This window comes from Haloarcula salina (genome assembly GCF_049603855.1).
In the GTDB taxonomy this organism is placed as follows: Archaea; Halobacteriota; Halobacteria; order Halobacteriales; family Haloarculaceae; genus Haloarcula; species Haloarcula salina_A.
Genome location: NZ_CP187148.1, coordinates 161,733 through 174,954, shown reverse-complemented (window position 1 = coordinate 174,954; position 13,222 = coordinate 161,733). Strand labels below are relative to the sequence as shown.

Annotated in this window: 15 protein-coding genes; 7 read left to right on the top strand and 8 right to left on the bottom strand. The window is 65.0% G+C overall.

The annotated features are described in order from the left end of the window. Window positions 1-53: 53 nt before the first annotated feature. The 5 genes from ACOZ4I_RS18200 to ACOZ4I_RS18180 all read right to left on the bottom strand — a co-directional run bounded on the left by ACOZ4I_RS18200 (window position 54) and on the right by ACOZ4I_RS18180 (window position 5,865). Window positions 54-1,127, bottom strand: coding sequence for a glycoside hydrolase family 88/105 protein (locus ACOZ4I_RS18200; protein ID WP_424005347.1), 1,074 nt, complete (start codon window positions 1,125-1,127; stop codon window positions 54-56). Window positions 1,128-1,701: 574 nt separating this feature from the next. Then, the gene (locus ACOZ4I_RS18195) at window positions 1,702-3,243 is read right to left on the bottom strand and encodes a TrkH family potassium uptake protein (protein ID WP_424005345.1); all 1,542 of its coding nucleotides are present in this window, start codon (window positions 3,241-3,243) and stop codon (window positions 1,702-1,704) included. A gap of 36 nt (window positions 3,244-3,279) precedes the next feature. Then, a complete protein-coding gene (locus ACOZ4I_RS18190) occupies window positions 3,280-3,483 on the bottom strand; it encodes an HVO_0649 family zinc finger protein (protein ID WP_424005343.1) in 204 nt (67 codons plus the stop codon). A 182-nt stretch (window positions 3,484-3,665) separates the two neighbouring features. Then, window positions 3,666-4,418 (bottom strand): winged helix-turn-helix transcriptional regulator, encoded by a 753-nt coding sequence (locus ACOZ4I_RS18185; RefSeq protein ID WP_424005342.1) that lies wholly within the window; start codon window positions 4,416-4,418, stop codon window positions 3,666-3,668. A 118-nt stretch (window positions 4,419-4,536) separates the two neighbouring features. Continuing rightward, window positions 4,537-5,865: a permease gene (locus tag ACOZ4I_RS18180; protein ID WP_424005341.1), complete on the bottom strand. Its 1,329-nt coding sequence runs from the start codon at window positions 5,863-5,865 to the stop codon at window positions 4,537-4,539. 475 nt (window positions 5,866-6,340) lie between these two features. Here ACOZ4I_RS18180 and ACOZ4I_RS18175 point away from each other — a divergent pair, with 475 nt between their 5' ends. Then, the gene (locus ACOZ4I_RS18175) at window positions 6,341-6,664 is read left to right on the top strand and encodes a hypothetical protein (protein ID WP_424005339.1); all 324 of its coding nucleotides are present in this window, start codon (window positions 6,341-6,343) and stop codon (window positions 6,662-6,664) included. A 140-nt stretch (window positions 6,665-6,804) separates the two neighbouring features. Here the strand turns inward: ACOZ4I_RS18175 and ACOZ4I_RS18170 are convergent, their stop codons facing one another. Both ACOZ4I_RS18170 and ACOZ4I_RS18165 read right to left on the bottom strand, forming a co-directional pair. Next, window positions 6,805-7,644, bottom strand: a complete 840-nt coding sequence (locus ACOZ4I_RS18170) for a VOC family protein (protein ID WP_424005338.1) — start codon at window positions 7,642-7,644, stop codon at window positions 6,805-6,807. 410 nt (window positions 7,645-8,054) lie between these two features. Continuing rightward, complete coding sequence (locus ACOZ4I_RS18165; RefSeq protein ID WP_424005337.1) at window positions 8,055-8,270, bottom strand: hypothetical protein; 216 nt, start codon at window positions 8,268-8,270, stop codon at window positions 8,055-8,057. Between the two features lie 16 nt (window positions 8,271-8,286). On the opposite strand from ACOZ4I_RS18165, the gene ACOZ4I_RS18160 reads away from it, so the two are divergent. After that, the gene (locus tag ACOZ4I_RS18160; protein ID WP_424005336.1) at window positions 8,287-8,505 is read left to right on the top strand and encodes a hypothetical protein; all 219 of its coding nucleotides are present in this window, start codon (window positions 8,287-8,289) and stop codon (window positions 8,503-8,505) included. Between the two features lie 36 nt (window positions 8,506-8,541). Here ACOZ4I_RS18160 and ACOZ4I_RS18155 read toward each other — a convergent pair whose 3' ends face one another. Then, entirely contained in the window at window positions 8,542-8,883 is a 342-nt protein-coding gene (locus tag ACOZ4I_RS18155) for a DUF5789 family protein (protein WP_424005335.1), read from the bottom strand. 230 nt (window positions 8,884-9,113) lie between these two features. On the opposite strand from ACOZ4I_RS18155, the gene ACOZ4I_RS18150 reads away from it, so the two are divergent. From ACOZ4I_RS18150 to ACOZ4I_RS18130, 5 genes are all read left to right on the top strand, one after another. Beyond that, window positions 9,114-9,434 (top strand): DUF7471 family protein, encoded by a 321-nt coding sequence (locus ACOZ4I_RS18150; protein WP_424005333.1) that lies wholly within the window; start codon window positions 9,114-9,116, stop codon window positions 9,432-9,434. A gap of 58 nt (window positions 9,435-9,492) precedes the next feature. Further along, window positions 9,493-10,062, top strand: a complete 570-nt coding sequence (locus ACOZ4I_RS18145) for a nitrous oxide reductase accessory protein NosL (protein ID WP_424005332.1) — start codon at window positions 9,493-9,495, stop codon at window positions 10,060-10,062. 71 nt (window positions 10,063-10,133) lie between these two features. Then, on the top strand, window positions 10,134-10,661 hold the full coding sequence (locus ACOZ4I_RS18140) for a winged helix-turn-helix transcriptional regulator (protein ID WP_424005330.1): 528 nt from the start codon (window positions 10,134-10,136) through the stop codon (window positions 10,659-10,661). Window positions 10,662-11,030: 369 nt separating this feature from the next. Next, the gene (locus ACOZ4I_RS18135; RefSeq protein ID WP_424005328.1) at window positions 11,031-11,807 is read left to right on the top strand and encodes an SDR family NAD(P)-dependent oxidoreductase; all 777 of its coding nucleotides are present in this window, start codon (window positions 11,031-11,033) and stop codon (window positions 11,805-11,807) included. A gap of 267 nt (window positions 11,808-12,074) precedes the next feature. After that, window positions 12,075-13,202, top strand: a complete 1,128-nt coding sequence (locus ACOZ4I_RS18130; RefSeq protein WP_424005326.1) for a PfkB family carbohydrate kinase — start codon at window positions 12,075-12,077, stop codon at window positions 13,200-13,202. The last annotated feature ends 20 nt before the right edge of the window (window positions 13,203-13,222 follow it).

The window sequence follows — 13,222 nt, the reverse complement described above, 5'->3', positions numbered from 1 at the left end:
TGCCTCCGCGTATAAAACGTGCCCCTCGCCGGTCGACGGCGCCCGCCGACGCCTCACCGCCGGTCGCTGTCGGCGGCCATGAGGTACCAGCCCTGCCCGTACGGCGTCACCGTCAGCGGGGCTTCCGGTCCGCCGGGGGGGCCGGCGACGCGATTGACGTTACCGTCGTCGTCGACGACGCGCGTCACGGCGTCGAGCGCGTCGGCCGCCGCCTCGCCGTAGTCCGCCTCGTCGAGGAGTCCCAGGTCGATGCCGCGGTTGAACGCGTACGCGAACATCAGCGTCCCGGAGGATTCAAGCGGCGTGTCCGGGTCGTCCACGAGGTTGTGCCAGAAGCCGCTGCCGTCCTGGAGCGGGAGCAGTGCCGCGCAGTGGTCGCTGAACTGCTCGGCGAGGTCGTCGCGGCGCGCGTGGTCGTCGGGCAGTCGGTCGAGAATTTCGACGGCCGCCGCGGCGGCCCAGCCGTTCCCCCGGGCCCAGAAGGTCCCCTGCGGGTAGTGGTCCGGCTGCTCGACCCAGATGTGCCGGAACAGCCCGGTCCGCGGGTCCCGGAGGTGCTCGGCGTGGACCTCGTACTGCTCGACGGCCTCGTCGTGGGCCGCCGGGTCGTCGGCGGCCTCGGCGTACCGGCTGAAGAAGGGACACATCATGTACGCCGAGTCGATCCACAGTGACTTGATGCCGGCCACGTCGGGGTCGTGATGGGGGATTCCGCCTGTCTCCGTCCGGTCGACGGAGAGGAGCCACTCGTACTCGTTTCGCGCCGCGTCGAGGTAGCGCTCGTCGCCCGTCCGCTCGTAGAAATTGAGCACGCCGTGGCCGATGGCGGTCGTGTTGTTCGTGTTCATGCACTTCTTGACCGTCAGGTCCCAGCTCGCCTCGTACTCCCGGCCGTGACTGAACACCTCGATGGGATAGCTCGGGCCGTAGCCCAGCTGGCCGTCGTCGTCCTGGGTCGCGACAGCCGTGTCGACGAGCGTTCTGGCGGTCTGGACCGACGGCTCGCTCCCCTCGGCGATTAGCCCGTTGATGGCCACGCCGGTGATCCACGACTTGCCGTCGAGGTCGAGCGTTCGGAGTTGCGATGCGACACGTGCCGCTGAAGGTGTGGGTTCGTCTATCGACATCTGCTCGGTATCTGTGCTTGCCGTTCGGCCGACTAAAAGGTATGTGTACGACTCTCGCGCCCGGGCGTATGCCTCGTTATTCATCGAATCCGTGTGTCGCACGTCCCCATAGGGGATATTTTGGGTTCAGTTGCAAGTCGGGGCAGATACATTTACCAAGAAAAAACCGGAATTTGGCATCTGGGACTCAATAGAGACAAGTCACGATATCTGTCGAAGGACTGGCGAAAGAAATGGCTACACACGTGGGTTTTCTACACTTACCTGGCCCAATCAAATCGCGGTTCTGACGCGGTGGGTACGACGGCCCGAGGCATTGTCCCGGCCGCGCAATCCCTCTGGTGGCTTGCGGTTTCACAAAATTTTTGCCGTTTGGCTCGCCACGCTTTAGATGGGTTCTGGTCCCCGCTTCGCTCCCCTTCGAGCCGCTCCACACATCGATTGCCCCCGGGCCCAGAGCCCAGCGTTCGGATTCCGAACGTCAGACGGTCCGGGACACGCCACGTCCGGCTGTCCCGCCGTTTTCTCCGAATGCTCCCGTCGAGCGCCCCGTTCGGTTCGACGGCGTCGGTGCTCAGGACTGCCAGTACGAGCGGGTGAGCAAGACGAGTACGGGGATGATCTCTAGTCGCCCGAGCCACATCAGGAAGAACAGCAGGAGCTTCGTGCTCCGCGGGAACGGCAGGAAGTTGTTCATCGGGCCGACGAGGCCGACGCCCGGCCCGACGTTGCCCAGCGTGGCGGCGACCGCGCTCGTCGCTTCGAAGGGAGTCAGGTCCCCGCTGGGAACGCCGATGACGACGACGGCCAGCGTCGCGACGGCGAAGATGAGGATGTAGAGCGCGGTGAACGCATGTATCCCGCGGACGGCCGTCTCGTCGATGACCTGGTCGCCGAGGCGAACCGGCCGTACGGCCTCCGGGTGGACCGTCGTGAACAGCTCCCGGCGGAGCGATTTCAGGATTACGACCCACCTGACGACCTTGATGCTGCCGCCGGTACTGCCGGCGGACCCGCCGACGAACATGCCAAAGAGCAGGACGTACTGCGCGTGATTGCCCCAGGTGTTGAAGTCCATGCTCGCGTACCCCGTCGTTGTCACGATAGAGGCGATCTGGAAGGCGGCGTGTCTGAGCGACGGTTCGAGCGCGCCCGTGAGCGACGCGAGACCGGGCCTCGCGTAGAGGAGGCCGGTCACCAGCGCCGTGAGGACGCCGATGGCGCCGAGGTAGCCCCGGAGCTCCACGTCGTCGAGCACCGTTCGGAAGTCGCGGTTCCAGAGGTGCCAGAACAGCGCGAAGTTCATCCCGGCGGCGATCATGAAGGGGATGACGAACCACTGGACGACCGCCGTGAACGCTTCGAGCGAGCGCGCCTCCGGCGAGAACCCGCCGGTGGGCATCGTCGTGAAGCCGTGTGCGACGGCGTTGTAGAGCGTCATCTCGGGTGCCATCCCCACGAGGTGAAACACGTACAGCCCCGCGATCTCGACGGCGGTGAGTCCGACGTACAATCCCCAGAGGGCACGCGCCGTCTCCGCGATCCGCGGTGTGAGCTTCTCGATTCCCGGTCCGGGGGCCTCGGCGTCCATCAGCTGCGCACCCCCGACAGAGAGCTCCGGTAGGATCGCGATGGCCAGGACGACGATCCCCATGCCGCCGAGCCACTGCGTCTCCTGTCGCCACATCAGCAGCGCCCGGGAGTGGCGGTCGAAGGAGATCGTTCCCATGACGGTCGACCCCGTCGTCGTGAACCCACTCATCGTCTCGAAGAGGGCGTTCACCGGGTACCGGAGCGTCGATGCGGCCCCGTAGGCGGTCGTCCAGCCCTCGACGAGGTACGGGACGGCTCCGACCACGCTGACGAGCAGCCACGTCAACGCGACCATGAGGAACCCTTCCCGGGCACCCAGGGCGTCCGTCGGATCGGTGTGGAGTCGTTCGAGCGCCCAACCGACCGCGAACGCGACCGTGATGCTGACGAGAAACGTTCCGAGCCCTCGTCCGTAGTACGCCGCGAGCGCGACGGGGAACAGCATCGGCACTGTGAGCCACTTCACGACGCTGCCGGCGAGACTGACGCTCGCGCGCCAGTCGACCCGTACCATCGTATTCATCGGTTCCTGCGAGAGCTTCAGTGGTCGGGGCGACCGTCAGTCCTCGTGTACGTTGAGCGTGTGCGATCTGACCGCGCCACACTGGGGACACTCGTGGTGGTACTCCACCACATCGCCGTCCGTCTCGCTCTGCCAGCTACCGTCCGCGTCCTCGTACCCGCATTCCGGACAGATCAGTTCCTCGTGGTCGTAGTACTCTCGCAGGCGCTCCAACGCCGACCGACTGTGTTCTGTCGTCATATCCCCCCGTTTCTGTGCGGGAAATAAATACGTTACGCCCTTTATTATCGTATCGGTTAAGATAATGCAGTATATCTACGTCTCCACCAAAAACTAGATTCCATTTTTTCGCATCGAAAATACCGAGGCGAGGCAGAGTGAGCCGACGATCACGTAGCGGCGACGCTAGGATGGGCCGTCGGTCATTGCGTCCCCTCGGCCGCGAACGCGCGTTTGATCGGCTCGGGAGCCGATTCCCGACAGAAGATGGAGACCACGTCGCCCGCCTCGATGCGCGTCTCCCCCTTCGGCGTGAGGCGGTCGTCGCCACGCTCGATACCGACGACGAGCACTTCGTCGGGTAACAGCCCCGCTCGGTTGGCTTCCTCCAGGGACATCCCCGTGATTTCGGCGTCGGCCGAAACCGTGAACTCGAGCACCTCGGCCCCGCCGGCGAGCGACTGGAAGTCGGTGAGCGCGGTGTGCGAGCGGCCATTCTCCGGATTGAACGGCTGGTACGGGTGGAACTGCTCGTCGCGCACGATGTCCTCGCGCTCGACGACGAGGCCGAGGTCAGAGAGCGTCTGCGTGATGCGGCTGATGTCGTCGGTGTCCTCGCCGACGGCCGTGACGACGACGTTCTCCTGGCCGGCCATGAGCTCCCTGACGTTCACGACGCCGGGAATCGTCGTCGCCTCCGAGACGAGTGCCGAGAGGTCGCTCAGCGGCGCGGTACACGTGAACTGCGTCGTGATCTTCCCGCCGATCCGCTCGTAGTCGATATCGGCGTGATACCCCTCGATGATGCCGTTGTCTTCCAGTTGCCGGACACGGTTGCGAATCGTGGCCGGCGTCACGTCTACTTCCTCGGCGATCATCGGTGCGGACGTGCGCCGCGCGTCGGCGGCCAAATGATACAGGATGCGCTTGTCTATCTCGTCGACTCTGTAGCTCATAGCGCGTGTATTTTCGGATCGGAGAAATAGATTGGGTATCGTTTTCGGATCGAAACCAAGAGAGCGGAGCGCACCGCGAGACCGACGGTGAGCGACGGCCCTACGGATCAGCGACCACTCAGTCGGCCGCCTGCGCGTGTCCGCCCGGTCCGCTCTCGCCGACGGACTCCGTGCGGTGGAGCCAGTAGAGGAACAGGAAGAAGCCGGTCGCGAGCACGTTCAGCACCAGCTTGTAGTTCATCTCGATCTGGACCTCGGCGATCTGGACGCTCTCCGGGTCGGGGATGAGGCCGAGTCCCAGGAAGACGAAGTGGATGACGAACCCGGTGACGACGGCGGCGACGAAGATCATCGCCGAGAGGATGGCGGCGAACTTCGTCCCGTAGTACTCGCGGTAGGCGTCCATGATCGGGGGGACGATGAGGTCCGCGTAGATGTAGCTCAGGACGGAACCGAAGGGCAGGCCGTTCGAGAACAACACCGCGCCGAACGGGACGTTCCCGACCGAGCAGACGAACGTGGCGACGCCGATGACGGTGCCCAGCACCGCGGTCCAGAAGACGTACACCGGCAGGCCGAACGTCGCGCCCGAGAACACGCTCGTCCAGACCTGTTCGGGGATGAAGCCGGCGATGAGGCCGGCGAAGATGAAGCCGATAGCGATCTCGTCCCACAGCATCCCCCATTCCTTCCACTGCTTGTCGGCCAGCGCCTTCCACCCCGAGAGGGACGTGGCCTGCTCGAGGATCGTGGTGTCGGCCGCCTCGGGGTCGAAGCTCTCCTCGCACGACTCCGAACAGAAGTAGTACGTCCGGCCGTCGTGCTCGACGGAGTAGTCTGTCTCGTCGGGGTCGACCTCCATCCCGCAGACGGGGTCTCTGGCGGTCCGGTCGCCCTCGTCCTGAATGTTGTCTCTGGCTTCTTCGATGACCTCCTGGGGCGTGAGATAGACGAAGCCAAAGGCCATCATGCCGATGAGCATGAACCCGCCGACCACGTCGGCGAGCAGGAACTGCCAGCCGAGCAGGATCCAGATGACGGCTCCGATCTCGATAACGAGGTTCGTGGAGGCGAACATGAACGCCCCGAGCGTCGCGGCGGCGGACCCGCCCTTCTTGAAGAGGTTCTTCGCGGTGGCGATGGCGCTGTAGGAACACGACGAGGAGATGAAGCCGAACAGCGACCCGTACCCGATCTCCCGGGCACCGTGTCCCTCCAGCAGCTCCGAGACCTTCTCGTCCGAGGTCCACGCCTCGACGCCGCCGGCGATGGCGAACCCGATCACGAGCGCCCACCACGTGATCCACGCCATCGCCGCCGTCGTCGTCACGAACTGCCGAGTGCTCTCGGCGAAGAACGTCGGCAGTGGTTTCGTCGTGGTGACCACGCCGATACCGACCGTCGCGGCTGCGATGACAGCCAGGATCGCGTACTCTTTGCGCTCCATGTGTTCTGAACGAGGGGCTCCGTCCCTAACCGGATTGTGACTAGCGAATTGAACTTTGTCTCCCCATCTTTCCTTGGTTTCCAAATCCGTCCTGCGGGGGCGAATTTAGAGCGCAGCCCCGAATCGGTCCACGAACGCGATTGCCGAGCGCGGTGGCCTTCGCCGCGACGGTTCAGGGCCAGAACCGCGTGAAATCTGCAGAGACACTCCGACGCCCTCGCTGACGGGACGGTAGCGGGGGTTTAGATTCCCAAGGAAAAGGCCCGTAACACATCTGGGTTGACCGTTGGGGACGGCGACGGGTCGCCGGTCGGTCGTCAGCAATCGGCCCGAACCCGGTGCGTCCATCCGTCTCGGTCCGTAGCGCCTGGCTGCGCCATGCAATAATTCGCCTGAATACGACGACGTGCGCGGTGCAGTCCCGCTCCGGCGGGAAATGGACATATTTTTACTGAACGATGGCGATTCCCTTGGCATGGCAGTCCATAGCGCCCAGGGCGATGCCGGCCGCGCTGCCGGTCTCCCCGACGTCGTCCCGTTCGAGCTCTCGTACCTGTCTCGACTGAGCTGGGAGCTGGGAACGCGCATCGTCGACGACGAGGAGTCGACGGCCCTCGGTACGTGGACGCACGCGGACCGACGGTGGGAGGTATCTGTCACCAAGGTCACCAGCGAAACCGCCGTCATCCGAACGCGGACCCCAGTGGGCCGAGAACAGTTCTACGGAGCCATCTGCACGGAGCTTCGGGCGGCCATCGAATCGTTCGAGACGATGCCCTCGTGGCAACGAGTCGAGTGACGACGGGACCTCCGAGAGACACTTCGCCCTCTCGTAATTGCTGTCTCACTTAGCCGCATTCGGGGACAGACTCGACAGGGACCCAGCTTTACCAGCCCCGTGGACAAACGTGTGCTTCCAGCGGTCGTTTAGCCGGTACACTACGCGACGCGGAACCGGATTCCGATGCCGTCGGGGTCGGATATTTCGATCCCGTCGTCGGCGTCGCGATACGACACGTCGGCGTCTGTGAGTCGGCGGCGGACGGCCGCTAGCGTGTCCTCGTCGGGGACCAGCCACTCGAACCACGCCAGACCACGGCCACCGGCGGGCTGGGACCGACGGTTCCAATTGTTGAGCCCGAGATGATGGTGGTAGTCGCCCGCGGCGACGAACAGCGCCGACGGGGCGGCCGTCTGCAAGCTGAGGCCGAGCGTGTCGACGTAGAACGCTCGTGCCGCGTCGATGTCCGTCACTTCGAGGTGAACGTGGCCGACAGTCGTCTCCGCCGGGACTGCGTCGGCCCCGTCGGACTGGTCGACGATCGCGTCGAGGTCCAGCGGGACGGTGCCGATGTCGATACCGCCGTCGTCCGTCCGCGGCCACTCGTCTCGCGGTCGGTCGGTGTATATCTCGATCCCGTTGCCCTCCGGGTCCCTGAGGTAGACCGCCTCGCTCACGAAGTGGTCGGATGCTCCGTCCAGTTGGCCCCGGTCCCGAACGCGCTCGACGGCCGCACCGAGGGCGGTGCGCGAGGGCACGAGAAACGCGGTGTGAAACAGCCCCGCCTGCGCCGGGTCTCGCGGCGTCGGCGTCTCGTCGGTGGTCAGTTCGAGCAGCGGCGTCCCGCCCGCGCCGAGCGTCGCTGCCGACTCCGAACGGGTCAGGACCGAGAACCCGACGACCGTCCGGTAGAACTCGACCATCTCGTCGAGGTCGGTCACGAGCAGTGCAGTCCGGCCGATTCTCGCGGTCTCTGGAACGATTGGTGGCTGTGTCATGGCTGTCGCCGTCGTCGCTCTCCCCGAACGCGCCATGGTGACCGGCGGTTCGGCTGGACAGCGGTCGCGTGTTGCGTGTCCGATTACGACGCCGTCGGGTACTCACCCACGACATCGATCATCTCTTCACACGAAGTAGTGGCGTCTGACCGTAATATAGTTCAGCGAACGTCGGTCCAACCAGGTCACACCGATGCTACCGATACGGCTCTCGAACAGGCGGCCGCCAACTTATCGACGCACCTGTGGGTTCTCGAAGAGACGGGAGATAACTGCCGCGTCGCCCGTCACGTCGAATGGGACAGCCCGGTCGCGGTCTCCCACTCCCACCGTCGCCGAACAGCGCGGCGGTGGACTGACGGCGATCCGACTGCGCGGATGGTTTCTGCTGGCCGTGAGCACGTGCCCGCTCAGTTCGACTGGGAGCCAGAGAGGTACTGGTGGCCGCGTAGCGCGGTCGACACGAGGAGACCGAACTTCGGCACGCGGTACGAGAGCGCCGCAGCGGCGAGCAGGATCACGCCCCGCCGGTAGCGCTTGGTGACGAACGCGAACAGTGCGTCGAGCACCGTCGACCACACGGAGAGCGTGTCCCACGGATTCGACTGATCGTTCTGTGATTCCACATCGGGAATGGGAGCCGTGGCCGCTTGGCTCGTCTGCTTGCGTCTGCCAGTCTCGCTCGTCGGTCCAGCGTGGATTCCTCGGGAACGCGACCTCGACTGTCGCCTCGTGCGCCGACACCTCCCCGCAGTCGACGTCTGGTGGCCAGTCGTCCACCTCGATACCGTGCCCGTCGTCTCCCGTCTGGTTCGCCTCGGCGACGCCTTTCTCGGCGGGTCCCCGACGACGATCGCCTGACGAGTCGTCCGTCGACTGACGCGGACGGCGGTCGACTCAGACGGTTTCGTCGGTGTTTTCGCCGGCGATACCGCCCCGATCACTGTACCCCTTCCGACCGACTGCGTCCTCGCCGACCATGTTGTAGATCATCTGGCGGACGTCTTGGGCCGACTCGTACTCCTGCCTCTCGTTCCCCATCTCCCCGAGCACCTCCCGGAACGTGCGGGTGTCGCCCGTCAGTTCAATCTCGGCAGCGCCGTACTCGTCGAGGAGTTCGTCGGTGGTCGTCGGGTAGTCGTGCCCCGCTAACTCGTCGGCGAGTGACCCGAGCTCCACGCCATGTTCGCGACTGTCTCCCGTGTCGCCACTCGCGTCTGCGGAATTTTCGGTTCCCATGTACTCATCCATGTGGAGTCCGGGCAAAGGTGATCTGCTGGCACTCGCCGGATCGGTCGTGGGAACCACGGCGTGTTCGGCTAAGGACCCTCTATTCGAGAGCCGAACCGTGTCTGTCCGACAGCCCAGGGGTCGTTCTGTCTCGGAGGACGCGTTCGTCGGTCTTTCCACCGGTACCGTCCGTTCGCCGAAACCGATTCGTCCCCCGACTGCGAACGGGCGAGTGAGAGATGATCGAAGTCGCCGGCGACTGGTTCGGCCCGCGAACGGCAGCGCTGTTGCTCGCCGTCATCGCGCTCGCGACGCTCGGGACGCTGTCGCTCTTTCTGGTGGCCGCGGCCGGTGCCTTCCGCCGTCGGACGCGTCCGTATCTCCTGTTGTCGACGGCGATCGGTCTGCTCGTCGTCCGGTCGGTCGTCGGCATCGGCACCGTCCTCGGCACCGTCCCGATGCCGGTCCATCACCTCACGGAACACGGCTTCGACTTCCTGATCGCGTTGCTCGTCCTCGGTGCCATCTACGCGGTCGACGTTCCTCAGACAGCGGACTGACCGGCGTTTCGACGGGCGCACCAAGAACGCTATGGGGCGGCTGGGCGAAGTTTCGTCTATGACAGCGAACGACGACGCGGTGACGCGCAGGCGCGTGCTCGCCGGCGTCGCTGGCGCGACTGCGACGGCTGCGCTCGCCGGGTGCCAGGGCACCGAAGAGACGGCCGACCCCGTCGCTCTCTCCGGCGACGAGTCCTGCGACCAGTGCGGCATGGTCATCGGCCAGCACCCTGGGCCGACCGGCCAGACCTACTATCGCGAGAACTCGGTAGACGGCCACGACCCGCCGGCACGCTTTTGCAGCGCATCCTGCACCTACCGACACCGGTTCGCGAACGAGCAGTCGGGGTGGACCCCCGACGTGACCTACCTCACCGACTACAGCGCCGTCGACTACGAAGTGCGAACCGACGGCGGCGCGACCGTCATCTCGCGACACCTCGACGTGGCGGCGTTCGCGTCCAGCGACGGTCTGACCGTCGTCGCGAACTCCGACGTAGAGGGCGCGATGGGTCCGGCGCTCGTCCCGTTCGGCGACGAGGCCGACGCCGAGGCCTTCGCCGAGGAGTACGGCGGCGAGACGCTGGCGGCCGAGTCGATCAGTCGTGAACTGGTCGGCAGCATGTGAGCGAATTCCCGGCCGCTGGGAACTATCGACAGCGTGTTTAGTGTCGTCAGGCTAGGTTCGCCCAGAACTATATGTCTACGGTCAGAGAGCAGGTGCGCGCCCACGTCGAGGCCAATCCGGGCGTTCACTTCAACGCGCTGGCGCGAGACCTCGACATCGCGACCGGGCAGGCGCAGTACCACCTCCGGAAGCTCCGACGCGGCGGCGACGTGGTCGCCGAGGAAGTCCGGGGTAAGACCCACTACTACGGCGAGGGCTACGACCCCTGGGAGCGCCGCGTCCTCGCGTTCGCCCGCCGGGAGACCGCCCGCGCGGTCCTGCTTCACCTCCTCGAATCGGGCTCGCTGCCCGCCGGTGACCTCGCCGAGCGTCTCGACGTTGCCCGCAGCACGGTCGCGTGGCACGTCTCGTCGCTCGGCGAGGCGGGCGTACTGGAGAAGTCCTACGGCGCGCGCGGGACGGTCGTCGTCTCGCTGACTCGCCCGGAGGAGACGCGGCGACTGCTCGGCGAGGTCACGCCCTCGCTGGCCGACCGCCTCGTCGACCGCTTCGTGCGTCTCGTCGACGGGACCCTGGCAGGGACGGCGGACGACGACTGAGCGGGTTTCTGCAGGCACCATCTGGGACCGTCTTGTGGCATTCCAATGGGCTTCATCGAAACCGTCGACCGGAAATCAAATACATGACTCATTTCACGTGCCGTGTATATATGGACTCATTCCATTCACATTTAGTAAAACAGCGCCGATAAATATCTTCATCTGAGTCAATATTTGACTATATTGGTCTAATATAGCCGAATCTGGGTTATTCGAACTCGAACACTCTCTATAAGAGTGATAAAAATGCCATGTCTGATACAGAATGCAGCACTGACGCGTCGAGTTCCCACGGCCACGACAGCGGGTGGCCGTACCGACCGGCCAGCCCCGAATACTTATCAGGTACGGTACAGAACCGACTCACGTATGCAACTCGATCTCACAGGGAAGACTGCGCTCGTCACTGGTGCGGGCAGAGGCATGGGCAAAGCGACTGCGAAGGAACTCGCGGACAACGGCGCAGCTGTCGTCGTCAACGACGTCGACGAGGAGGTCGCCGACGAGACGGCGGCGGAAATCGCCGACCTCGGCGTGGACGCCGTCGGACTGCCCGCGGACGTGAGCGACGAGTCCGCCGTCGAAGCGATGGTCGAAACCGCGACCGAGGAACTCGGTCGGATCGACATCCTCGTGAACAACGCGGGTGTCGGTGACGCTGGTCCCTTCCTCGACGAACAGTACGACGACACCTTCGACCTGAACCTCGACGTCCACCTCCACGGGGCGCTGAACTGCACGCGAGCCGTCGTCGACGGCATGGTCGAGGCGGGCTACGGCAAGATCGTGAACTTCACCTCGATCCACACGAAGAACGGCGTCGGCATGTCGCCGGCGTACGACGTCGGGAAGTACAGCCTGCTCGGACTCACGAAGAGTCTCGCGCTCGAACTCGGCCGGGAGGGCGTCCGCGTCAACGCCGTTGCGCCGGGCTGGGCGAACACGAGGATGGTCGAGGGATTCAGCGACGCCGTCACCGAACAGATCCTCGACAACAACCCGCTGGGACGATTCGCGGAACCCGAAGACGTGGCACAGGCCGTCGCCTTCCTGGCCGCTCCGGCGAGCGACTACGTCAACGGCCACGAACTCCGCGTCGACGGCGGACAGGTCCCGATCGATAGCTGGCGGCTCGACGCTCGATAGCGTCACGGGGACACTGTGCCCGAATTTTTTATACACCCCCCGATGTAACGCTGTGTATGGGTTCGTCAGCAGATCCGCGCGTACCGACTGGACTCGACACGACAGGCGTAGAGATCAGTCAACGGCCACTCCGACGGTCAGATGAAACTGGTCGACGCGTCCACGCCACCGAGTTCCCGCCAGATGCATCGGCACCATCCAGAGCCGATGAAACTGTCTCCGGCTCGCTTCGAAGACGAACGGTAGCGGCCTCGGGTCGTGAGGCGAATGGCAACTAGCTATCCAGATGCCCAGACGCGGGCGGCGGCGGCGGCGTGCCGAGAGAACCTTCCATCCGCGCCGAGCGGTGGAAACGTGGTGTTCGGCTTCGACGGGTTCGTCGACAACGTCCGGCAAGCGGGGACGAACGCCGGCGCGGCAGACAGCGACCGCATCACGACACTGCGCGAGTTCGGCGAGGAGATCGTGACGTCGGCGGCCGCCGATAGCTCGCTTTCTATCTCCTGGGAGCGCCAGGGCCAGCGGACTGGTGGGCACGTCAGCCATCTCTCGCGCGCGTACCAGACGCTCGGCTTCGATCCGACGCTCGTCGGAATGTGCGGAGATCCGGTGCGCGATATCTTCGAACAGGAGTTCGAAGCCTGCACTCTGTATTCGCTGGGTGATCCGGGAATCACCGACGCGATCGAATTCGACGACGGGAAGCTCATGCTGATGGAGAACGGTGGCGCCGCGACACTGGACTGGGAGACCATCCGGTCACGGGTCGGAATTGAAACGCTCGTCGACGAACTCGATGGGGCGAAGCTGCTCGGCATCGGTTACTGGGCGGTGATGCCCGGAATGGCGGGAATCCTCGATGGCCTCCGCGAGACGGTCTTTCCGAAACTGACCGACCCACCGGAGCGCGTCCTGCTCGACCCGGCCAACATCCGGGAACTCGACCCCGAGATACTGGAATCGATCGTTGCGGCGACGCGCCGCCTCGCCGACGAGGTCGACGTGACCGTGTCGGCGAACCGGTACGAGACGAAGGAACTCGCGGCCGTCCTCGGTGCACACACCAGTGACGAACTCGTCGCGGACGCCCGCGTCGCGTTCGACTCCCTCGCCGTCGATCGGTTCGTCGGGCACAGCGTGACCGAGTCCGTCGTCGTAAGCGACGACGGAACGACGAGCGTCCGCGTCGCTCCGGTCGAGTCGCCGGAGTTGACCACCAGCGCCGGCGACCATTTCAACGCAGGGCTGTCACTCGGCCTCGTCGAGGGCCTGCCGGAAGCAGCCGCGGTCGCGCTGGGCAACGCGCTCGCTCGCGAGTTCGTCCGAACGGGGGAGACACCGTCCTACGAGGACGTCGTCTCGGCTGTCACTACGTACGGCGCGCAGTTCGAGTAGCACACCGAACTACGCGGTAA